We start from the raw sequence: 22103 nt of genomic DNA on the forward strand, positions 1-22103 counted from the left end.
CGGTGTTGACCGGAGGCCCTGGTCTTCGTCCTGGACGGCCAGGTGACCGCCCGGGCGCGGCACGCCTTCGCGCAGATGACCGAGATTTCGCAGAGCTGGGCGCGCCATGCGGTGGTGCCGGGCTCGGTCGCACAGCTGTCGACCAGCTATCTCCTCCCTGCCGCGCCGACCGGAGGCATTATGACGGCAATGGGCTGGATCGGGACCGGTGCGCTCGCCACTTTCCTCGCCGTCACCTATAAGCTCGGTGGCGTCTTCTCCTCGCTGCAAGGCATCGGCCAGACACTCGCGACAACGCTGCGCCAACTCCGGACATTGGCGATCAGCCAGAACCAGGCATTCCCGGATAGCCGCCGCCTCTGACTATGGAATGCGTCGAACATTCCACATGCTCGGTATTGTCGACTCGAGGAAGCCGGTCAGATCGGTCCGATAGGCTGTCGGAATGAAGAACTGGCCGAGCGGGATGATCGGAGCCTGTCTGAATGCGTCGACCTGGATGGCTTCCGCGATCGCCTTCTGTTCGACCGGATCCTTCGCGATCAGCCATTTCGAGGCGAGCTCCTCCACCGTCGCGTTCTCATACCAGCCAAACCAGCCCTTGCCGCCCTGCCCGCGCAGCGTCTGGTTGATCGCGGGATTGTCGACCGCGAGTGAGGGCCACCAGGTATGGAAGATGCTCCAGCCGCCCTTCTCGACCGGCTCGCGCGAGGCCCGCCGCTGAACGACCGATCCCCAATCGGTTTCCACCAGCTCGACATTGATCCCGAGCTTGCGAAAGAGATCGTCGGTGATCTGCCCGAGCGGACCGATGCTGGCGATGTCGGTCGGACTGATGATGACCACCCGCTCGCCCTTGTAGCCAGCCTCGCGCAACATGGCCTTGGCCTTGTCGAGGTCGCGTGGTCCCTTGAGCGGCTCGGCACCGGCCTCGCCGGCATAGCTCGTGCCGCATGGCCACATCGAGACGCAGCTGCGGAAATTCTCATCGATGCCGCCAGTAACTGAGCGCATGTAGTCGGTTTGCTCGACGGCGAACATGATCGCCCGGCGGATGGCCGGATTGTCGAATGGCGGGTGCAGCGTGTTGAAGCGCATCATGCCGATGAAGCCGGCCCGGTCGTGAATGGCGACCTTGACGCCCTTGCTGGTCTGCAGGGCCGGGATCAGATCCGGCAGTGCCTGGTCCCACCAGTCGATCTCACCCGTCTGCAGGGCTGCCGCGGCGGTCGCGGCATCCGGCATGACGATCCATTCGATCCGCTCGAAATGGGCGACCTTGCCGCCGGCCGTGCGCTCTGCCGGCTCGGAACGCGGGACGTAGGCGTCGAACCTGGCATAAACCGCCTTGCTGCCGGAGACGTATTCGTCCTTCAGGAAGCGGAATGGCCCCGACCCGATGATCTCGGTGATCTGCTTGAAGGGATCGGTCTTCGCCACACGCTCCGGCATCATGAAGGGCGTGACGCCCAAAGGCTTGGCGAGCGCCTCGATGAAGAGCGGAAAGGCGGACCGGAACGTCACGCGGAAGCGCTTGTCGTCCAGGGCCTCCCATGTGTCCGCCATAGCGTCGAGCAACTGGCCGAAGGCGTCACGCTTGGCCCAGCGCTGCAGGCTCGCGATGCAGTCACGGGCGAGTACGGGTTGGCCGTCATGCCATGTCAGGCCTGCGCGCAGCTCGACCGTCCAGACGCGACCATCAGCCGACACGGAATGGCCCCTGGCCATCTGTGGCTGCGGCCTCAGCGCATTGTCGAGGCCGTAGAGCGTGTCGAAGACGGCGAAGCCATGGTTCGTCGTAACCTGGGCCGTCGTCCAGATCGGATCAAGCGAGGTCAGGTTCGCCTGCGGTACAAATTTGAGGACTTTCGGATCGCGCCGCTGAGCACCCGCTCGGCCTGAAGCCGCGATCGCCACAAGCCCTGCCGACGCCGCTAGGAAATCTCGCCGTCTCATAGCCATCCCCTTTTCCTCCCATTTGCCAGTCAGGTTGACACGCAGCGGTTTAATTGTCCATTGTACAATTAATAGCAGGCAGGGAGAGAGGCGATGCACGGGAAAACGGGGTTCACCCGTCGGGTCTTGGTCGCGGGAGCGCCGGCTCCCCTGTTCGCAAGTCCGGCCAGGGCGCGGGCTCTTGCCCCGCTTTCCACCGGGCCGGCGACTGACGTGAGCGAGGCCTATCTCGACCTCTCGGGCCCACGGCAGGTTGCCGCCGTCACCTCCCGGGGGCTCGGCTGGGTATGACACAGCGTCTCGATCGCACCGCCTTGCGCGGCAACGCCCAGAGCGTGCTCGGGCTCGTCGATCCGGCGAGTCTCGGGGCCACCTTGATGCATGAGCACCTGATCTGGGACATTCGCACGAGCGCCATGGCTGCCGACCCCGATCAGGGACCCGAGATCTCGCTCTGCAATTGCTTCCGCATGAACTACGGGCGCTGGAAGGTGCCGGGCAACCTCGTCCTACGCTGCCGGGATACGGCCGCCAGGGAAGTCCAGGCCATGGTCGATGCCGGCGGGCGGACCATCGTCGAGCTGAGCAATGGCGGGCTGAGGCCCGATCCCGATGGGCTCGCCGAGATCGCACGCCGGACCGGCGCGACCATCGTCATGGGCTGCGGCCACTACGTCCACGACTACCAGGACCGGACCAATGACGACCGCGACATCGACAGCTTCGCGGCGGAGATGATCGACCAGGTCTTCGAGGGCGCCTGGGACACTTCGGTGCGCGCCGGTATCATCGGCGAAATCGGCTGCCAGGTACCGTGGACCGATCTGGAGAAGCGTGTGCTGTGTGGCGCCTTGATCGCCCAGAAGGAGACCGGCGCCGCCGTCAACATCCATCCCGGACGTGCAGTCGAGCAACCGCAGGAGATCGCCGCTTTCGTCCTGGCGCATGGCGGCGATATCGGCCGCGTCATCTTCAGCCATATCGATCGGACGATCTTCGACGAAGCCACGCTGCTGCGGCTCGCCGATACCGGCTGCGTGATCGAGTTCGACCTCTTCGGCCAGGAGCAGGCCTTCTACACCTGGGCCGATATCGACATGCCGAACGACGCAGGGCGTCTTCGCTTCATCCGCAGCTTGATCGACCACGGCCATCTCGAGCGCATCGTGATCAGCCACGACATCTGCTACAAGACGCGGCTGACCAGCTTCGGCGGGCATGGCTATACCCACATCTTCGAGAACATCGTTCCGCTGATGCGTTCCCGAAACTTTTCGGAGGCCGAGATCGAGGCGATCCTGGTCGGCACCCCCCGCCGGCTGCTGACCTTCGTCTGACCGAGCCGCTCAGCCAATTTTACGCGAGAGCGCGCGCAATCCGGTGATGATCGTCTCGACGTAGAAGTCGAAGCTGTGCGTCATCGGCTTCTCGGCGCCGCCTTGCCAGCGGACGATGAAGGCGCGGTTGGCGAGCGCGTCGAGATTGCGTGCGAGCCGCGGGAAACGGCTGGCATCGACGCCGCGAATCTCGGCCTCGAAGGCGTTCGCCCATTCGCTGGCGTCCTCGGCCGGACCCGGTGCGAGCTCCAGCGTGACATAGCCGAGCAGGCCCGCGACCACTGTATTGTAGGCATCGACCAGCCGTTCGCCGCCAAAGCCCGCGGATTCCAGCGCCGCAAGAATGCGTTCGACCAGCTCCATGTCGACGCCGGTGTTCGAGACGATCTGGGCGCCGAGCAATGGCGCGATATTGGGGTGCTTGCGCAGCGAGTCGCGGTAGCGCGTGAAAAGCGCGCGGACCCAGCTCTCCCAGTCGTCGACCGCATCCTCGGCGGGCGGAACGACATCCGTGAAAGCCGTGGCCGCGACCGCGCCGAGCACGGCATTGCGGCCGCCAGGCATGTGCCAGTACAGCGCCGTCGGAAACACGCCCAGCGCCCGCGCGAGCTCGCGCAGGCTGAAGCCCTCCAGTCCCCGCTCATCAATGAGCCGCAACGCTTCCGCCACGATCTGCGCGCGATCGAGCGCGACCACTTCGTCACGCTTGGGACGGCCCCGACGCTTGCGTTGCTCGGCTTCCCGCATGTCCTCCCCGGCGTTCGCTTCGATCGGGCCCGTTTCTGCTCGACACGTCGCAATTAGCAGCCGCATCGAGGTCGCGATACCATGCAGCGCAAATCCTCGCCGGCGGCTCTCGACAAATAAATTGTACGATGTACAATTATTGTCGATGAGGCGATGGCGCTGCAGGAGCAGCGCGTCGAGGCAAATCGATGGACGGCAGATCATGGATGCGGCGCGGCGGAACAGAGTGATCGACGACGAGCTGGTGGAGGCCCGGTCGCGCTATGCGGAGCGGCGGCCGAAGTCGCTGGCCGTCCACCAACGCGCCTGCGAGGTGATGCCGGGCGGAAACACTCGCACCGTTCTCTACCATGGCCCGTTTCCGTTGCGGCTGGCTCACGGCCAGGAAGCGGTGGCGACCGACGCCGACGGCCATCGCTATGTCAACCTGCTCGGCGAATACACCGCCGGCCTGTTCGGCCACTCCCATCCGGTCATCCGAGCCGCGATCGACGCGGCGCTCGACGGAGGCGTCAATCTCGGTGGCCACAACCTGTTCGAGGCCGAGCTCGCCCGGCATGTGGTCGCCCGTTTCACGGCGATCGAGCAGGTGCGCTTCACCAATTCCGGCACCGAGGCGAACCTGATGGCGATCGCCACGGCGCGCGCCTTCACGAAACGCTCGAAAGTGCTGGTGTTCCGGGGCGGCTATCACGGCGGCCTGCTCTATTTCGGCGGCGGCGGCATCCTGATCAACGCGCCCTACGACTTCATCGTCGCGCCCTACAACGATACCGAGGCGACGGCACGGCTGATCCGGGAGAACGCACCGGATCTCGCCTGCGTGCTGACCGAGGCGATGATGGGATCGGGCGGCTGCATTCCCGCACGCCCGGATTTCCTCGCCATGGTCAGCGAGGAAACCCGCGCTGCAGGCGCACTTCTCATCCTCGACGAGGTGATGACGTCGCGCTTTGGCCGCAGCGGCGCCCATGGCCTGCTCGGCCTCGACCCCGATCTCGTCACGCTCGGCAAATGGATCGGCGGCGGCATGTCTTTCGGGGCCTTTGGCGGCCGGGCCGATATCATGGCGATGTACGACCCCGAGAGGCCGGGCTCCCTGCCGCATGCGGGAACCTTCAACAACAACGTACTCTCCATGTCGGCCGGCATCGCCGCGCTGACGCAGGTCTTCACGCCGGAGATCGCCGAAGAGTTGCACGCGCGCGGCGAACGCCTGCGAGAACGGCTGAACGAGGTTTTCCGTAAGGCCGATGTCGCACTCCTGGCGAGCGGACAGGGCTCGCTGATGACTATCCATGGCTTTCGCGGCCCGGTGAACACGCCGGACGACCTCGCCGGAAGCGACGATCGCATCAAGGAGCTCGTCTTCCTGGATCTGCTCGAGCGCGGTTTCTACCTCGCCCGTCGCGGCTTCATCGCCTTGTCCCTGGCCGTCGACGATGCGGCGACGGAGCAATTCCTGGCCGCATTGCGGGACATCGTCACGGAGCGCAGGCATGTGCTCGCCTGAGCGGGTGTGGCTGCAGTCACCGCAAGGCGGCTTCTTCTCCGTTAGAACCGCGTCGAAATCGGGTTGCCGGCGATCACGCCGATAGCTCGCCTTAATCGGTCTCGTACAGGGCCTTGAACCAGATCGTCGACAGCTCCTGGATCAGCGCTTTGCGATCGGCCGCAGCTGCAATGATGTCCGGATCAATGGGTCAAGAAGGCTCTAACGGGCACGTTCCTGACGCGGGAGAATACGAAGTTCCTTGTGCTCCATCAGCATGAGGTTTTGCCGCATGGCGACCAGATTCTTGATGCGATCGCATCCGGGAGCCTCGAAGATCGACACTTCGCGGACCTGCTTGAAGGAGCTCGGAAGGGCACGATCCTGTATCTGCGCATGGCGGAATGGGCGCTGAGGCCGAAGTCCTTGGCCAGCCTTGCCGATGGCGAGGAAGCGATGCTCGACACCGACGAGGCCCGAAAGATCAAGATGTTCAGCATGTCCGATCTGGACGACGACGCTTCGATCAATCCGGCTGCAGCGTAGGTCTCGCTTGGAGAATACCGATATGAATCCGCATCACAGAGTAGCCCAAGAACGTTACTCCGCGGAGGAGCCACAGCATCAGGGTGTTGATGCCGCGATGCCGGATGCCATGAACAGACCGTCGAGTATCCTTTCGGAACGCTCAAGGCCTGGATGGGCAGTACCCATCTCCTGACCAGGACCCTCGAAAGGTCAAAACCGAGATGAGCCTGCAGGTGCTCGCCTACAATATGAAGCGAATGTTCAACCTCTTCGGGGTCAAACCGTTGATGAAGGCCATCGCCGCCTGATCGCGCCCGTCTGCCGGCGCGCGTCATCGCCGCACTCGCAAAAGGCGGCCGTCATCGACACTGACGTAATCGCGTTTTCACACGACCTCGACCCGAAGCGGTCATTCACGACACGACGTTTAGCCTCTATCGGGTGAACTACCAGCGACTCCGATCATGGAATGGTCACATCCCCAGCGGGCTGTCCGGCAGGCCCAGATTGAGCTCGGCAAGAACCGATTACACTTGAGCGCTTACCGAAGTCCCGTGTTGAGCGCCTCTTCCCAGAGCCGTCCTAACACACGATTTGCGAACGGAGTGAAAAGCTTTCGCGATCTTCCGGCATTAGGCGCGTGGGTTAGCTCACCAAAATAGACCCCATCAACGCAGCTATATAGATCGCACCGGACAAACGGATATTCGTACCGACGGCTAAGCCTTCGCGATATGTCGATCATCTCTTCTAATCTTTGCGGACGCGGATGCGTCTTTCCGTTTAGAAACAGGGTGTGCATCTGGTCTGGCACCCTATCCCAAGTCCGCGTGTACCAAGAGCTGGTGCCGCCCACCCGATCAATGATTTGGATGAAGGCGACATCGTATCCAAAGCAGAACAATTTGTAGTCAGTCTGAACGGCTGGGCCGTTGCCAGCTCCAACGAGCAACTCCTCTGCGAAGAAGCTCGTGTTGCGGAACCGTGGGTCTGCCAACAGGGAGCCCGCCCACGCGCGAAGCGCGCTGGCTGATACTGGGCTACCAGTGAACATATTTACTCCAGCACGCACAGGTATCACCTGCCGAGAGGACCACCCGAATTTACTCTTTATGACAACATTGTCATTGAGCAGCTCAGAAGGAAATGCCTCAAGATCTGCGCCTTTCCACAATAGTCGAGCGACACGTACTTCTGCCCGCTGAGCGAATTCCTTTGCGTGAAGTTTATTGCTCAAGAGCCGCTGCCAGTGCCTGCAGCATCGACGAACATTCCCCGCCCTGTCGAAGAGGATAGCGCCAGTTTCGCACTCTGCGGGAGTGTGCTCGCCCGCTGAGCTCGTCCAAAGCTCCTCCTCGCGCTCTAATAACATGTCCGAAAATAGCGGCCCCTCGACCCGAGATTGGACCGCATAACAGGCGCTCCCAATCACGTTCGGAATCAAGCCACGATTCAAGCAATTTGGAATGCGCACGACCGCTCACGACCTACGATGTTAAAGTAGCGGGCTAGAGACCCCAGCGTAAATATTTTAGAGGCCGTTGAAGTCAAGCTGGTGAATTTTGCCAGCTTTTGAGATTGAGAGAAGATGCTCGATATCGTCAAGCGCTCTCGCGTGACATTCACAAAAAGGAGCAGGTGGAATGGAGCAATCAGGTATCAGGAGCAGCGCTTGAAGCAAGCCGTGAAAAGCAAGAATTAAGCTCAGCTGATAGGAATTGGGCAGTGGCCACCGCACCATAGAACTTCAGAGGCGGCTTCACCGAAGCTGGTTCCTTCTGGAGAGCCGCGTCAAACGCAGTTTCCAACCTCTCCGCAGCCTCAACTGCCACGATACGCTCGAATTTCCCAAGTTTTAGAGCGTGTGTAATCTGCTCTGTGTTTTTGCCAGTTTGGTTCGGGCGAACGATTATGCGCGCGTTGCCGACGAGACATTCCATCAAAGAGTTATAGCCTCCATTAATAATGGCAACGTCCGCAGATCCGTGCATCTCGGGTAGATCGCGGCGAACGGATTGGACCCGACAGTTTTGTGGTGCGTTCAAGGAGCTCGGATTAAGCTTGGAGAGCGGACCGAGCGTGACATCAAAAATCAGCTCCGGTCGATTTGTTGCCAGCTCGACACAGAGCCTCATTGTGTCCTCGGCCCCAAGACCTCCTCCGGCAGAGCAAACGATCCAAGTATCGCTGTTCGTCACGCCGTGATGCTTCCTTATGGTAGCGCGATCCGGAGCATCCGGCGCAACGTATCCGACGTAATGCAGCCTGTCTGCCAACGCTCTGCTTAGGCCGGTCTCTTGTGCCACATCGACCACCGCTGGATCGGCGGCTACGATTACGCGGTCGTATGCCTCCAGCAAATAGTTCGCCGCTTCCCCGATCAGCATATGGGCATCAGACGGATCGACGAGGCCTCTGTGAAGCAAGTATTTCTTCGCAGAAAGCTCGCGAAGAATCGGCTCAAGCTCGCCTCCGTTTCCGAACGGAACGTAGTCCACCACGACAGCGTCAGGCTTGAATGCACGACAAATGGGAGTGATCAGATCCCGACGAAAAGCGAGCGCGTCGTCCCGACTTAGGCTAAGCCATTCTTTTGACCTATACTTGCTCCGCCACGCCCGAAGGGAATCCCAGCTTGGTATCTTCACATACTCCACGCTGCTGGGAGCAAGCCAGGCTACCTCTGGCATGCCTGTCAGCACTAACACGGTGAACTGACGCGAAAGTTCGTCCGCTACTCGGCACACACGTCGCAGGTGACCCAAGCCGGTGGCATCATGCGCGTACATCAAAACGCGAGGGCGTTGAGGTGTGATGCACCGGTTTGTATTTGAGTGGGTGTTCACCCGTGCCTACCTAATAGTCACCGCAGGAAGTCTGAAATGGCCATACATCTGATACACGGAGTCCTTCCGCATCGGAGGCTCGATTCGCAGCTCGACCGCCTGTACGTTGAGGAAACCGCCTTGCGTGCTTATTTGCAAGGTCGAGATGAGCCTTATCGACCGATCGGAACCGCCGACTCCGACGCTCTGACCGTAGATGATAGTACCGCGGCTGGCGCTCGGGCCTGCCAAGTGGCTCTAGAGTTGGGCCACAGCGTGAGCTTCTTCGTCAATCCCTACAACATCGTTCACCTCTCGCCATATTCATTCAGCGAGATGGATCTGGCCTTTGATACGAGAACGGTCCAGTGCATGTGCTTCATGCGCCAAAGATACGATCTCTCGTCACCGGAAAACCTCAGAAGCGCGCGGAACGCTGTCAAGTGGGCGTTAGCAGCTCTTCCTCTTGCTGCCCATGGCGACTTAATAGCCGAACTAAGACGTCGCCTGGTTTGCCGAGACGAGCCCCTCCCGCCATACGCGTTGCCAGTCAGCGTACGTGAGATTCAAGATCTTGCTCACGAGGGTGCACGGATCGAGAACCACGGATGGGCACACGAAAGCATCGACACCATGACGCGTGAGGGGTTTCGACGCCACGTGACTGACGCCAAGTTTTGGCTGTTCAAAAATGTTGGCGTAGAGAGCTCGCTCTACGCCGTGCCATTTGGAAGACCTCGGCCACGATGGCCTGCAGAGGTTCAGGGCCTGTTCCTTCTCGCCGACCCCGTTGATTCATCGAGCCTAGCTCCGGGCCTCGGTCTCAACAGGACCGACATCAGCTCCTCGGTTCAGCGGCGCGCGACACCGATGAGCCAGTCGGGGGGCGGACGCTTCTCCTCTCAGTGTTAAGGTCGCTTCAGCACAAGCACACCAGAGCCTCCGCTGATCTGAGCCCTTAAAACTGGATCGCTTTGGGCTAGAGTTTTCCGTGTCGTTTCCCTTGGGCTGGGAGGAGCGGAAGACGATGAAGGATTCGAAGTTCTCGGACGCCCAGAAGGCGTTCATCCTGAAGCAGGGCGCGGACGGGATTCCGGTGGCGGAGATCTGCCGCCGGGCCGGAATCAGCCAAGCGACCTATTTTAACTGGAAGAAGAAGTACGAGGGGCTGCTNCCAGGCAGCCGTCGGCGCCGGCTTCACCGTGTCCAACACCGGTTCGACGCTGCGCGTGGTCGGCAGCGCGACGCGCGACGTCGCCGGACTGACCGCGCGCCCGACCCAGACCTCGCTGACCGGCGGGGGTGGAAAGCGGGGCTGGGCTCTTCTTCCAGTCCAGTCCCGAGCGGCACTGCCCCCCACCCCGGCCCTCCCCACCGCAAGCGGGGGGAGGGAGAAGACGTGGCGCTCCCCACGCCTTCCGATTTCACCCTGAGCGGCACGACCTCGCCGCCGCGAGCGAGGCCGACATAGAGCCGGGTCAGATCGGCGAGGGTGATGCCGAGGCCGCCGAGGCCGATCGCGAGGCCAGGCGCCCCGCCATCCCTGGGCATGGCGATCGCGGCGCCGGCATCCTTCAATCGCGACAGGAAGCGCTGCGGGCCCAGCGCCGAGAGCAGTTCGACCGCCGGCAGATTGAGCGAGAGCTGCAGCGCCTTGCGGGCACTGACCATGCCCTGGAAGCCGAGGTCGAAATTCTCAGGCACATAGAGGCCGTAGCGGGTCGGCCGGTCCTCCAGCATGGTCTCGGGATGGGCGAGGCCATTGTCGAAGGCGAGCGCGTAGATGAAGGGTTTCAGCGCCGAGCCGGGCGAGCGCAGCGCCTGCGTCAGGTCGAGCGAGCCGGCGCGCCCGGCATCGAAATAGTCGACGCCGCCGACCGAGGCGCGGATCTCGCCGGTCTCATTGTCGGCGACCAGGATGGCGATCGAGAGCTGCGGTCCTAAGGCGATGGCGCGCTCGCGGGCGAGCTGTTCCAGGCTCGCCTGCCAGCGCGCGTCGATGGTCAGGCGCTGGCTGCGCTGTTCCGGCGCCTCGGCGACGACCTGCTCGGCCGTGTGCGGGGCGAGATTCGGGAAAGGCCTGCGTGCCGTCGGTACCGGCTCCTCGCGTGCGGCGGCGACCTCGTCTCGCGTTGCGAGCCCGGCTGCTTCGACGCGAGCGAGGACGCGCTCGCGGGCCTTGCGCGCCGCTTCCGGGAAGCGGTCGGGCCGGCGCGTCTCCGGGGATTGCGGCAGGGCGACCAGCAATGCGGCCTCGGCGGTCGAGAGCCGTTTCGGCTCCTTGCCGAAATAGGCGAAGCTCGCGGCACGCACCCCTTCGAGATTGCCGCCGAACGGGGCGAGGGTGAGATAAAGGTCGAGGATTTCGGTCTTGCTGAAGCGCCGCTCCAGCTCGATCGCGCGCACCGCCTGTCTCAGCTTGGCCGAGAGCGAGCGCTCCTGGCGCGGTTCGAGCAGGCGGGCGACCTGCATGGTGAGGGTCGAGCCGCCGGAGACGATGCGGCCGTTCGCCAGCATCTGCCCGGCTGCCCGCAAGGTGCCAAGCGGGTCGACGCCGGCATGGTCGTCGAAGCGCTTGTCCTCGAAGGCCTTGAGCATCGCGAGGTAGCGCGGATCGACGTCATCAGCACCGACCGGCAGCTTCCAGCGCCCGTCACTGGTGACGAAGGGACGCAGCAGCTTGCCCTCGCGGTCGAGCACCACGGTCGAGCGGTCGCGGGCGGCGGCGAAGTCGATCGGGGGAAGGGTCGAGGCGTACCAGAAGAGGGAGGCGGTAGTGGCGGCTGTTAGGGCTGCCATGCCTGCACCCGCATAAGCGAGCCGGCGAGGCCAGGTGCGCCTTCCTTCTCCCCTCGGGGGAGAAGGTGTCTGCGAAGCAGACGGATGAGGGCCGTTCGACGGGGTGCGTTGGTCGCCAGGTCGCGCCTGACTTCCCTCATCCGTCAGCGCTTCGCGCTGCCACCTTCTCCCCCGAGGGGAGAAGGAAGAGGCGTTCCGCTCGTCCGGCCGCTCCGTCACGTCGTCACCGCGCCGAGGTGATCTCGACCGTGCCGAAAGCTGTTCGGCCGAAGCGATCCGGCCGGTACATGTCCTCGATCACGGCTGCCGGCGCGACATAGCGGCCGGGCGAGACGGCCCGGGCGATATAGGCGACCGTGTAGCCCAGCGGGTCGTTCTTGCCGCCGCTGCGCTCGAAGGCCGCGACGAAGCGGTCGTCGCGTGCTTCGGTATGTACGGGCGAGACCTCCTGCTTCAGCCAGTTGAGGCCTTCCACCGAAGCGCCTTCGGTCAGCTTGGCGTTCTCGATCTCGAGGCCGGCCGGGACGGGATCGACCAGCAGCAGTCGGCCATAGCGCGCCGTCGGCTCAGTGACCTTGAGCGCGACGACATAGCGCTCGTTCTGGCGCAGCCGCGACGGATCGACCCGCTCGCCCTTCATGGTGAAGAGCGTGCGCTCCAGCCCAAAACCCTGGTTCAGGGCCGGCTCCGGCGTCGACGGGATGCCGGAGACGGTGATCACCGCATTGGCCGAGGCCGTGCCGGGGTTGCCGATCACGAGGGGCTTCGCTTCGAGCGAGGCCTGCGGGATCGTCCGGTAGAAGGCGCCCTTGCGCTCGGCGCCGTCGACGGTCAGCGCCATGCCCTCGGCGTCCTTGGCCATGGCCGCGGCGGCCATCGCCATCCACATGTTCTCCTGCGTCGAGGTGTAGCGCGCATTCTGGCGCGCGTTCTGGACGACGTCGGCGGCGCGGGAAAGGTCGGTGCGCTCGCCATTGCTCTCGGCGATCAGGGTCAGGATGCCGGCGCCGTCGCGCAGCCGCGAGCCGTAATCGGCGCGGGACAGGCCGTCATCGCTGGCCTGCTGCAGCGTTCCCAACGCGCTGCTGAAGGCGGCGCGGCCGCGGGTGCGGTCGCCGAGCAGCGAGAGCGCGGCGCCGATCTGGGCACGGGCGAGGGGCGAGCCGAAATCGCCGAGCTTGTTGTCGGCGAGATAGCGCAGATCGCCCATCACCGGCCGGCCGTTGCGGGCGAGCACATAGAGCGCATAGGCGATGCCGGCCGCTTCCTCCTTGTTGATCTCGCTGGTGTTGACGACCTGGTTGCGCAGGCGGTCGAGCGCCATGTTGAAGGCGGTCTGCGGCACCGCGAACTGGCGCTCGCGGGCGCGGGTCAGGAAGTCGGTGACGAAGGCGTCGAGCCAGAGATCCTCGCCGCCGACGCCCCAGAGGCCGAAGGATCCGTTATTGCCTTGGCGGGCAAGCACGCGCTCGATCGCGGCGGTGACGCGCTCATCGGCATTGCCGTCGAGCGCCAGCTGCTCCATCGAGGCGAGCCGGTTGACGACCAGCAGCGGCAGCGCCCGGCTGATCGTCTGCTCGGTGCAGCCATAGGGGTAGCGGTCGAGCGCCTTCAGCACCGCTGCGACGTCGAGCGCCGCGACCGGCGAGACCGAGACCGAGACCGCACCGGAATCCGGCACGAGATCGGCCATCAGATCGGAGGAGACGGTCAGCGAGCCGCCGCCCGGGATCGGGCGCACGATCCGGCGCGCGATCGTCTGGGTCGAGGGCTGCACGCGTACGGCAAGGTTCTGCACCGTGCCGATGCCGTTCGGGCCGGTGACCTTGACGTCGAAGCTGGCGCGGCCGAGCCCGGCGGCGGTGACCGGGATCGTCAGCGAGCTCTTGGCGCCGGCGGCCATGGTCATGCTGCGGCGGGTCGCATCGGCGGCGACGACGACCGGGCCCTTGACGTCGAGATCGACGAGATAGGAGCCGGCCGGTCCCTCGACATTGTCGATCTGCAGGTGGAAGCGCGACTGGTCGCCGAGCGCCAGGAAACGCGGCAGCGTCGCCTGCGCCACGATCTGATCGCGCACGAAGACGTCGGCGCTGGCCTGGCCGGTGCGGCCGGCGCTCCAGGCCACCGCCATGACGCGGACCGAGCCGTTGAAGGCCGGCAATTCGAAATCGACCTTGGCCGTGCCGTCCGGCCCGAGCTTGACCACGCCGGAATAGCGCGCCAGCGGCTCCTGCGTCGGCGCCTCGCCATTGAGCTGCGGAGCAGCGTCGCCGCCGGAGCGGATCGCGCCGCGCGCGCCCTGCATGCCGTCGATCAGATAGCCGTAGAGATCGCGCAATTCATGGCCGAGCTGACGCTGACCGAAGAAGTACTTGCTCGGATCGGGGCTCTCGAAGCGGGTGAGGTTGAGGATGCCGATATCGACCGCCGCGACGGTGATGAAGGCTTCTTCGCCTGCTTTCGCACCCGTGACCTTGACCGGAAGCGACAGCGTCGAGAGCGGGCGCACGAGGTTGGGCGCGCCGAGATCGATGGCGAGGTTGCGCTCCTCCTTGCCGACGCTGAACCAGGCGAGGCCTATGGCACGGCCCGGCATGCGCTGCGCAGCCGTGTCCATCGGGCGATGGGCGAGCACGACGAGATAGGCGCTGGCGCCCCAGTCCGACTTGGCGGGGATGGTCACGGTCGTGCCATTGGCTGGCACGTCGACGGTGCGGATCTCGGCGATTCGGTCGCTCATCACCGCCAGCGTCGCCTTGCCGGCGAAGCGCGGCGTCAGGCGCACCTGCATGCTCTCGCCATTGGCGTAGGATGGCTTGTCGAGGGCGACGTCGAGCACGTCGGGCTGGTCCGCGGTCTTGTCGGTCTCGTAGCCGACATTGAAGGAGACGCTGGTCTCGGTCGCCTCGCCGCCATCGGCGCTGACATCGAGCCGGTAATTGCCCCATTGCACCGGGGCGGCGATGCGGGCCGGAGCGTTCTCAGCGACGGCGATCTCGCCATCGGCGACGCGGCGGGTCGTCTTCACGCCTTCATAGTTCCAGCGGCCGTCCTGGTAGAACCACTGATAGTTGCGGCTGACCTTGGACAGCGTCCATTTCACGCCCTGGCGCGCGAGGCGGCGCCCGTCGCCCTGGGCCATGATCACGTCGAAGGTCGCGGTCTGGCCGTTACCGAGCTCGCCCTCCTTGAAGGCCTTGCGCACGCCGATGGCGGCGCCCTTCGGCACGATCGGCATGGTGACGGAACGGGCGATGGCGCGCCCGCCGGGCTCGCCGACGCGCACGGTCAATTCGACTTCCAGCGGCCGGTTGGTCTCGGGCTGGGCGACCGGGTTGGCGATCGTGACCTTGCCGTCGGCGCCGGTCTTGGCGGCGTCCTCGAATTCGGCCTGCTGCGGCTCGAAGGCCTCGTCGGTCAAGCCGACCTCATAGCCGGCGAAACCGGGGATCGCGGTCTGCGCCGCCGAGCGCACGGTCATCGAGCCGGTGACGTCGAGATCGGAGCCGGGCGCGCCGTAGAGATAGCGGGCGTTGACGTCGATCTCGGCCGGCTCGCCGGCCTGCAGCACCTGCTTCTTCGGCGACAGCGTCAGTTCCAGCCGCTCGGGGACGTAATCCTCGACCAGGAAGGAGATTTCGCCGATCGCGGCGCCCTTCGGGTCGGAATAGGCCTGGACGCGCCAGGTGCCGGTCTGGGCGCCGGAGATCAGCGGGATCGAATGCGCACGGCCGCCGGCGCCCTGATCCTCGACCTGGCGGCGGCGATATTCGACGCCGTCCGGCCGCCTGACGACGAGGGTCAGCGGCAGGCCGGAGACGGCGGCGCCCTTGGCGTCGCGCAGCAGCGTCGTCAGGTAGACGGTCTCGCCGGAGCGATAGACGCCGCGCTCGGTATAGAGGAAGGCGTCGAGCCCGGCCGGGGCGACGCGGCCCTTCACGCCGCGATCGGAAAGATCGAAGGCAGTCTGCTTCAGGTCGAGGAAGCCGTAATCTTCACCGACGCTGGCGGTGACGAGGCCCGGCGCATTGCCGCCCTGGCCCTTGCCGAGGGCGGCGTCGAAGCGGGCATAGCCGTCGCGGTCGGAGCGGACGGTCGCCAGCACCTCGTTGTTGCGGGCGATCAGGCGCAGTTCCGCATTGGCGACGGGCGAAGCGTCGGCGAGCGAGCGCACCAGCACATGCACGCCGTCCGGCCCGGAGAAGGAGGTCAGGCCGAGATCGGAGACGACGAACCATTGCGTCGCGCGGGTCGTGCCGTCGTCATAGTCGCCATCGCCGTCGGACGAACTCGCGGTCTTGCTGGTGCCGGTCGGCTTGGCGAACATCACATAGACACCGGGCTGGAGCCGGCCGACCGCTTCCAGCACCGGGAAGGCGGTGGTGACATCCTTGTTGAGCTCGGACTTCACCGCCATCGTGCCCTTCCAGACGCTCGAACCCTTGTCCGAGGCGATCTGGCTGGCGTTGTAGCTGCCGAGCTGGCTGAGGAAGTCGTCGGAATGGACCGAGCCGATCAGGTTGCGGTCGCCGATGCGCATCACCTCGAGGTCGAGGCTGTCGGCATTGACCGAGACGACCGGCACGCCCTGCTGGCCGGTGCGCGGCAGCACATAGTTCTTGCCGGTGAAGCGCACGGACGGGGCGCGATCACGGACGTAGACCTCGTAATCGGCCGATTTCAGCAGCTTCTCGTCGGGAATGGCCGAGGGCACACCCTGGCGGATGACGAAGCTGTAGCGCTCGCCATGGCGCAGGCCGTCGACGCAGAGCTGGCGCTCCTCGCCGGTGACGGCGAAATCGCCCTTGCCGGTGATGGCGACATAGGGCGTGAAGTCGACGCGCCCACGCGACAGCGGCTCGGAGAATTCGAAGCAGGCGCGCGGGCTCGCCGCATCGGAATCGACCTTGTTGGAGGTCAGGCGGAAGCCGCGCTGGGCCCGCAGCGCCTCGTAATCTGTGCGCAGCGAGGCGTTGTCGGCAAGATCGAGGCTGAGGCGATAGGTGGTCAGCGCCGGGCGCCAGAGCTCGTGCTTCTCGAAGACGCGGGCGAGCACGCCGAGCGAGGAGGCCTCGTCATTGCGCGAGGTCGAGCGCTGATAGGCGAGATAGGCGGCGCTGACGGCGCGCTCGCGCAACTCATAACGCTCGCGATAATCACGCGGCTCGATGCCGCTCGCCGCCTGTGCCATCAGGCGCCAGCCGCCGGGATTGGTGGGATCGGCGACTGCCGCGGCGTTGGCGAGCGGCAGGGCGGCGCGGGCATCGCCGCGGCCGAGGGCGGCGGTGCCGTCGCGCAGCAGGGTGGCAAAGGGACGCTGGCCGACCGAGACCTCGCGCTTCAATCGCTCTTCCAGGCGCTGGCCGTCGCTGGCGAGATCGGGCCGGACATAGGCCTTCTGGGCGAAAGCGGGTCCGGCGGCGACAGTCAGGCCGAGCAGGAGGGCGAGACGGACGAGATGGCGCATGGCTCGGTCTCCGAAAAGGCGGGCGGCAGGATACTGGCCGCGGCAGGCGGCAACGTGATGACGGGTCATCACGTTGCGTTGCGCGAAGCTAGCACCGGGCGCGTCAGGCGCAACTCGGCTTGCGGGCAAGTGAGCGGTTCTCGCCTCTTGCCTCTGTGGCAAGGCTGACGCTGAATGGCGCCGCGTCGCGGCGCGACCTTTAGAAGGACGGAGATGCTCGTGTTCAAGGTTCCCGCGCTGGTCGGCATGACCGCAATCTTGGCCTGCCTTGGCGCCGCACAGGCGCAGCAGCCGGCTGATCCGCGGCTAGCCGTGGCGACGCAGGCCTATGCCGCCCTGCCGGAAGCCGAGCGCAAGGCGATCCAGGCCGATCTGATCTGGACCGGCCATCTCAACAGCGCCGCGACCGGCAATTTCGGGGCGCTAACCTTCCGGGCCGTGAACAGCTTCAAAGCATGGCGCGGCGAACCGAACGGACAATTGACGCCGGCGGAGCGGCAGGAGCTGGCACGCCTCGCAAAAACCGCGCGCGACGCGGCGGGCTTTGCCGTGATCACCGACCAGCCGACCGGCGTGCGCATCGGCATCCCGCAAAAGCTTCTGCCGAAACGTGAGGCGACGCCGGCCGGCGGCAGCCGCTGGCAGAGCGGCGACGGCAAGATCACGCTCGACGTCAGCGCCGGCCCTGCGACAGAGCCGCTCCAGGCGATCTTCGAGCGCGCCATCGCCGTCAACCCGAACATCCAGCGCAAGGTCACCTACAAGCTGCTGCAGCCGACCTTCTTCGTCGTCGCCGGTGAGACGCCGACCGGAAAGTTCTTCAGGCGGCAGGCGCTCGGTCCGTCGGGCCTGCGCGGCTTCTCGGTCGGCTATGACAAGGGCGTCTCCGCGACCTTCGACAAGGTGGTGACCGCGATCGCCGACAGTTTCGAGCCGTTCCCGAGCGGTGCAGCGCCCGCGCCGACGCCAGCGGCTCCCGGTGCGCCTGCGGTCGCGAGCGCTCCGGCACAGCCGGCGACCGAGCGCTTCGGCGTCGGTCTCGTCGTCGGCAAGGAGCTGGTGCTGACGGCGCGTGCCGCCGTCGACGCCTGCAAGGGGCTCAAGGTCGGATCGCGGCCGGCCAAGCTGCGGGCGCAGGATCAGACAAGCGGGCTCGCGCTGCTCGATGTGCCCGGGCTGACGTCGGGCGCCGCGCCGGGGCTGCGCGATGCTGCGCCCGCCGCGAAAGAGGCGGTGGTGGTGCTCGCCTATGACGGAACCGCCGCCGCGCGCACCGCGGTCGCGCTGCCCGGAGAGGTGACGAGCGACGCCGTGCTCGCGCCCCTGCAGCCGGGTGGCGCCGGCAGCCCGGTCTTCGACCGGCAGGGCCGTCTTGCCGGGCTGGTCACCGCCAATCCCTCCGACAAGGCCCTGATCGCCGGGGTCGCGCCGCAGCGCAATTACGCCATCGCGGGCGTCGTGCAGCTCAAGGCGATGCTGGAGAAGGCCGACGCCAAACCTGCGGCAGCTGCAGCGACCGGCGAGCTCAGCACCGGCGCGATCGCCGAGGCTGCGGGCAAGAGCGTCGTGTCCGTCGCCTGCGGGCTCTGAGCCTACTGGCGTGATCGTGCATACAGCATACAAAGACTGTTGCCTCGCCAGCGGCAATCGGCTCTGATAGCGAGAACATCAAGAAGGCCGCGCCGCAGGGCGAAGAAGCTTTCAAAATTTAAATCGATTGAACGGGAGGGACATTGACATGAGCAGAATTAGCAGACGTTCGGTGCTGGCTGGCGCGGCAGCGGCCGGCGCTACGGGATTGATCGCACGCCCGGCGATCGGCCAGGCGCAATGGCCGAACCGACCGGTGACCTTGGTCTGCCCCTGGGGCGCGGGCGGCGGCACCGACGCGACGGCGCGCATCATCGGCTCGCTGCTGGAGAGGAGCCTGGGCCAGCCCGTCAACGTCGTGAACCGCACCGGCGGCTCGGGCGTGGTCGGCCATTCGGCGATCGCGACAGCGGCCCCGGACGGCTACACGATCGGGATGATCACCGTCGAAATCTCGATGATGCATCATCAGGGCCTGACCGACCTCAACCCGACCAGCTACACGCCGCTGGCGCTGATGAACGAGGACCCGCCCGGCGTCCAAGTCTCGGCGTCGAGCCCCTACAAGGACATCAAGGCACTGGCCGAGGCGATCAAGGCCTCGCCGGCCGGCAAGCTCAAGGCGTCGGGCACTGGCCAGGGCGGCATCTGGCACCTCGCGCTGATCGGCTGGCTCGTCGCCATGGGCCTGAAGCCTGATCATGTCGCCTGGGCGCCCTCCAATGGCGCGGCGCCGGCGATGCAGGACCTCGCCGCCGGCGGCGTCGACATCGTCACCTGCTCTGTGCCGGAAGGCCGGGCGATGATCGATGCCGGCAAGGCGAAGTCACTGGCCATCATGGCCAAGGAACGCAATCCGCAGTTCAAGGACGTGCCGACGCTCAACGAGTCGCTCGGCATCAACTACTCGGTCGGCGCCTGGCGCGGCATTGCCGGGCCGAAGGGGCTGCCGGAGGCGGTGCAGACCAGGCTGATCGCCGAGCTGAAGAAGGCCTACGAGTCCAAGGAGTTCCAGGACTTCATGAACGCCCGCGGCTTCGGCATGACCTTCGCCGACCAGGCCGGCTTCACCAAGTTCATGGCCGAAGGCGACAAGGCGATGGGGGCTGCGATGTCCGCGGCCGGCCTCGCCAAGAAAGCCTGATCAGACCCTGTCACTGTCAAGGGCCGGCCTCGTGCCGGCCCCGTTCCGGACGGACGGGCCGTGCGGGCGCATGGAGAGATTGCCGATGCGTTTCAACGACGCCGTGGTCGGAGCCGCGTTCATCCTGATCGCCGCCGCGATGATCGCGATGACCTTTTCCTTCTCCGCCTTTCCCGGCCAGCAATACGGGCCGAGCCTGTTTCCGCGCATCATCGGCGCCGGGATCATCGGCTGCTCGGCGTTGCTGATCGTTCGCGGTGTCCGGGAGCGCGCGACCGGCGGGCGCTGGCTCGCGCTGGACGACTGGACCGGCGTGCCGCGCCGTGTCGCCTCCTTCGCGCTGATGCTCGGGGCGATGGCGTTCTATGTCCTCGCCTCCGAGCCGCTCGGCTTCATTCCCTGCGCCTTCCTGATCCAGCTCGTGCTGTTCCTCTGGTTCGGCGTCCGGCCGATCACGGCGGTGGTGGTCGCGGTCGTGATGACCGGGCTGGTGCACTGGTTCTTCTCGTCGCTGATGCGCGTGCCGCTGCCGCGCGGCGTCCTCGACAGCGTCCTTTGAGGAGCCGGTCATGAACGCGATTGCAACCGCCTTCGGCCTGGTCTTCGACCCCTATGTGCTGGCCGTGATCATGGGCTCGGCCGTCTTCGGCATGTTCGTCGGGGCGATGCCGGGCCTGACCGCGACCATGGCGACGGCTCTGCTGGTGCCGGTCACCTTCTTCATGTCGCCGGTGCCGGCGCTCGGCGCCATCGTCACCGCCACAGCCATGGCGATCTTCGCCGGCGACATCCCCGCGGCGATGCTGCGCATGCCCGGCACGCCCGCCTCGGCCGCCTATGCCGACGAGAGCTACGAGATGACCAAGAAGGGCCAGCTCGACCTGTGCATGGGCGTCAACCTCGTGTTTTCCGTGCTCGGTGGCATCTTCGGCGTGATCATCCTGATCGTGCTCGCGCCGGTCCTGGCCGAGGTCGCGATCAACTTCTCCTCCTTCGAGTATTTCTGGCTCGCCTGCCTCGGCCTGACCTGCGCGGTCTTCATCGGCACCGGCGATCCGCTCAAGGGCCTGCTCTCGTTGTTCATCGGCCTCGCCATCGGCTGCATCGGCATCGATCCCGCCGCCGGCCAGCCGCGCTTCACCTTCGGCAATGTCGACCTGCTCTCCGGCATCAACTTCATCCCGACCTTGATCGGCATGTTCGCGGTCTCCGAGCTGCTGCGCGGCGCCGTGACCATGGAAAAGGCCGGCATGATGGTGAAGCAGAGCGTCGGCAATATGTTTGCCGGCCTCGGCGAGGTGACGCGCAAATACTGGAAGAACTTCATCCGCGGCTCGGTGATCGGCACGGTGATCGGCGCGTTGCCGGGCGCTGGCGCCGACATCGCCGCCTGGGTCTCCTATGCCGTCTCGAAGAAGCTCTCGAAGGAGCCGGAAAAGTTTGGCACCGGCCATATCGAGGGCATCGTCGATTCGACTTCGGCCAACAATTCCGCGCTCGGCGGCGCCTGGATCCCGGCGCTGGTCTTCGGCATCCCTGGCGATTCGATCACCGCGATCGTCATCGGCGTGCTCTACATGAAGGGCATGAACCCGGGCCCGACCGTCTTCCTGCAGACGCCGGAGCTGATCTATGCCGTCTTCATCATCTTCATCCTCGCCAATCTCCTGATGTTCCCGCTCGGCTGGGCGGCGATCAAATCGGCCAAGCAGATCCTGCGGGTGCCGCGCAACATCCTGCTGCCGATCATCCTGATCTTCTGCATGGTCGGCTCTTTCGCCATGACCAACTCGCTCTACGGCGTCGTGCTGATGGTGGTGATGGGCCTGTTTGGCTGGCTGCTGGAGGAACATGGCATCCCGGTCGCGCCGCTGATCCTCGGCCTCGTGCTGGGCGAGATGCTGGAGCAGAACTTCATGAGCTCGATGATCAAGGCGAACGGCTCTTTCATCGGTTTCCTCGACCGACCGATCGCCGGCACGCTCGGCGTGCTGACGCTGCTGCTCTGGGGCGCGATGCTCTGGAAGGCATTGCCGTTCGGCGGGCGCCAGCCTGCCGCAGCCTGAGGTTGCTGCCGGCTTGGAGCTCGTTCCGATCAGCTTGCGGCGCAAACTGATCGGCAAAACGGTCTCCAAACTAAATGAGAGACGGATTCACCGATCAGATTGGGTCAATCTGATCGGATCCGGCTCTGGCCGCGAATCAGTGCTAGAGA

General features: G+C 65.2%; 13 protein-coding genes and 2 pseudogenes. 10 read left to right on the forward strand and 5 right to left on the reverse strand.

The features are described 5' to 3' along the window. Window positions 1-42: 42 nt before the first annotated feature. Entirely contained in the window at window positions 43-363 is a 321-nt protein-coding gene (locus GV161_RS22170; protein WP_152013858.1) for a hypothetical protein, read from the forward strand. Here the strand turns inward: GV161_RS22170 and GV161_RS22175 are convergent, their stop codons facing one another. Then, the gene (locus tag GV161_RS22175; protein ID WP_201303046.1) at window positions 364-1962 is read right to left on the reverse strand and encodes an ABC transporter substrate-binding protein; all 1599 of its coding nucleotides are present in this window, start codon (window positions 1960-1962) and stop codon (window positions 364-366) included. It lies immediately after the preceding gene. Between the two features lie 281 nt (window positions 1963-2243). On the opposite strand from GV161_RS22175, the gene GV161_RS22180 reads away from it, so the two are divergent. Then, window positions 2244-3293 carry an aryldialkylphosphatase gene (locus tag GV161_RS22180; protein WP_152013857.1) on the forward strand — a complete coding sequence of 350 codons (1050 nt, stop codon included), beginning with the start codon at window positions 2244-2246 and terminating at the stop codon, window positions 3291-3293. A gap of 9 nt (window positions 3294-3302) precedes the next feature. On the opposite strand, the gene GV161_RS22185 is transcribed toward GV161_RS22180, so the two are convergent. After that, window positions 3303-4244, reverse strand: a complete 942-nt coding sequence (locus GV161_RS22185) for a TetR family transcriptional regulator (protein ID WP_152013856.1) — start codon at window positions 4242-4244, stop codon at window positions 3303-3305. Window positions 4245-4266: 22 nt separating this feature from the next. Here GV161_RS22185 and GV161_RS22190 point away from each other — a divergent pair, with 22 nt between their 5' ends. From GV161_RS22190 to GV161_RS22200, 3 genes and pseudogenes are all read left to right on the forward strand, one after another. Continuing rightward, entirely contained in the window at window positions 4267-5553 is a 1287-nt protein-coding gene (locus GV161_RS22190) for an aminotransferase class III-fold pyridoxal phosphate-dependent enzyme (RefSeq protein ID WP_244624001.1), read from the forward strand. A gap of 243 nt (window positions 5554-5796) precedes the next feature. Further along, entirely contained in the window at window positions 5797-6078 is a 282-nt protein-coding gene (locus GV161_RS22195) for a hypothetical protein (RefSeq protein WP_152013854.1), read from the forward strand. Between the two features lie 114 nt (window positions 6079-6192). After that, a pseudogene (locus GV161_RS22200) lies at window positions 6193-6368 on the forward strand (IS5/IS1182 family transposase); the annotation flags it as partial. Between the two features lie 1344 nt (window positions 6369-7712). Here the strand turns inward: GV161_RS22200 and GV161_RS22210 are convergent. Then, window positions 7713-8561, reverse strand: coding sequence for a glycosyltransferase (locus tag GV161_RS22210; RefSeq protein ID WP_159650356.1), 849 nt, complete (start codon window positions 8559-8561; stop codon window positions 7713-7715). A gap of 1351 nt (window positions 8562-9912) precedes the next feature. Between GV161_RS22210 and GV161_RS22220 the strand changes: the two genes are divergently transcribed. Then, the coding region (locus GV161_RS22220) for a transposase (protein ID WP_210337921.1) at window positions 9913-10058 on the forward strand (146 nt) is incomplete at its 3' end. Window positions 10059-10313: 255 nt separating this feature from the next. On the opposite strand, the pseudogene pbpC reads toward GV161_RS22220, so the two are convergent. Both pbpC and GV161_RS22230 read right to left on the reverse strand, forming a co-directional pair. Continuing rightward, a pseudogene (pbpC, locus tag GV161_RS22225) lies at window positions 10314-11684 on the reverse strand (penicillin-binding protein 1C); the annotation flags it as partial. 223 nt (window positions 11685-11907) lie between these two features. Next, window positions 11908-17154, reverse strand: a complete 5247-nt coding sequence (locus tag GV161_RS22230; protein WP_152013442.1) for an alpha-2-macroglobulin — start codon at window positions 17152-17154, stop codon at window positions 11908-11910. Window positions 17155-17373: 219 nt separating this feature from the next. Between GV161_RS22230 and GV161_RS22235 the strand changes: the two genes are divergently transcribed. The 4 genes from GV161_RS22235 (at window position 17374) to GV161_RS22250 (ending at window position 21954) form a co-directional block, all read left to right on the forward strand. Next, complete coding sequence (locus tag GV161_RS22235; protein WP_152013441.1) at window positions 17374-18744, forward strand: trypsin-like peptidase domain-containing protein; 1371 nt, start codon at window positions 17374-17376, stop codon at window positions 18742-18744. Window positions 18745-18892: 148 nt separating this feature from the next. Continuing rightward, on the forward strand, window positions 18893-19888 hold the full coding sequence (locus GV161_RS22240) for a tripartite tricarboxylate transporter substrate binding protein (RefSeq protein WP_152013440.1): 996 nt from the start codon (window positions 18893-18895) through the stop codon (window positions 19886-19888). An 85-nt stretch (window positions 19889-19973) separates the two neighbouring features. Beyond that, window positions 19974-20447, forward strand: coding sequence for a tripartite tricarboxylate transporter TctB family protein (locus GV161_RS22245; protein WP_159650358.1), 474 nt, complete (start codon window positions 19974-19976; stop codon window positions 20445-20447). A 10-nt stretch (window positions 20448-20457) separates the two neighbouring features. After that, complete coding sequence (locus GV161_RS22250; RefSeq protein WP_152013438.1) at window positions 20458-21954, forward strand: tripartite tricarboxylate transporter permease; 1497 nt, start codon at window positions 20458-20460, stop codon at window positions 21952-21954. Window positions 21955-22103: the final 149 nt, after the last annotated feature.

This window comes from Bosea sp. 29B (assembly GCF_902506165.1).
GTDB lineage: Bacteria > Pseudomonadota > Alphaproteobacteria > Rhizobiales > Beijerinckiaceae > Allobosea.

Bases quoted from the DNA above. Each gene is read 5' to 3' on its own strand.
- GV161_RS22185 (WP_152013856.1), bottom strand. From the start codon at position 4,244: ATGATCTGCCGTCCATCGATTTGCCTCGACGCGCTGCTCCTGCAGCGC.
- GV161_RS22245 (WP_159650358.1), top strand. From the start codon at position 19,974: ATGCGTTTCAACGACGCCGTGGTCGGAGCCGCGTTCATCCTGATCGCC.
- GV161_RS22250 (WP_152013438.1), top strand. From the start codon at position 20,458: ATGAACGCGATTGCAACCGCCTTCGGCCTGGTCTTCGACCCCTATGTG.
- GV161_RS22175 (WP_201303046.1), bottom strand. From the start codon at position 1,962: ATGGCTATGAGACGGCGAGATTTCCTAGCGGCGTCGGCAGGGCTTGTG.
- GV161_RS22240 (WP_152013440.1), top strand. From the start codon at position 18,893: ATGAGCAGAATTAGCAGACGTTCGGTGCTGGCTGGCGCGGCAGCGGCC.
- GV161_RS22180 (WP_152013857.1), top strand. From the start codon at position 2,244: ATGACACAGCGTCTCGATCGCACCGCCTTGCGCGGCAACGCCCAGAGC.
- GV161_RS22230 (WP_152013442.1), bottom strand. From the start codon at position 17,154: ATGCGCCATCTCGTCCGTCTCGCCCTCCTGCTCGGCCTGACTGTCGCC.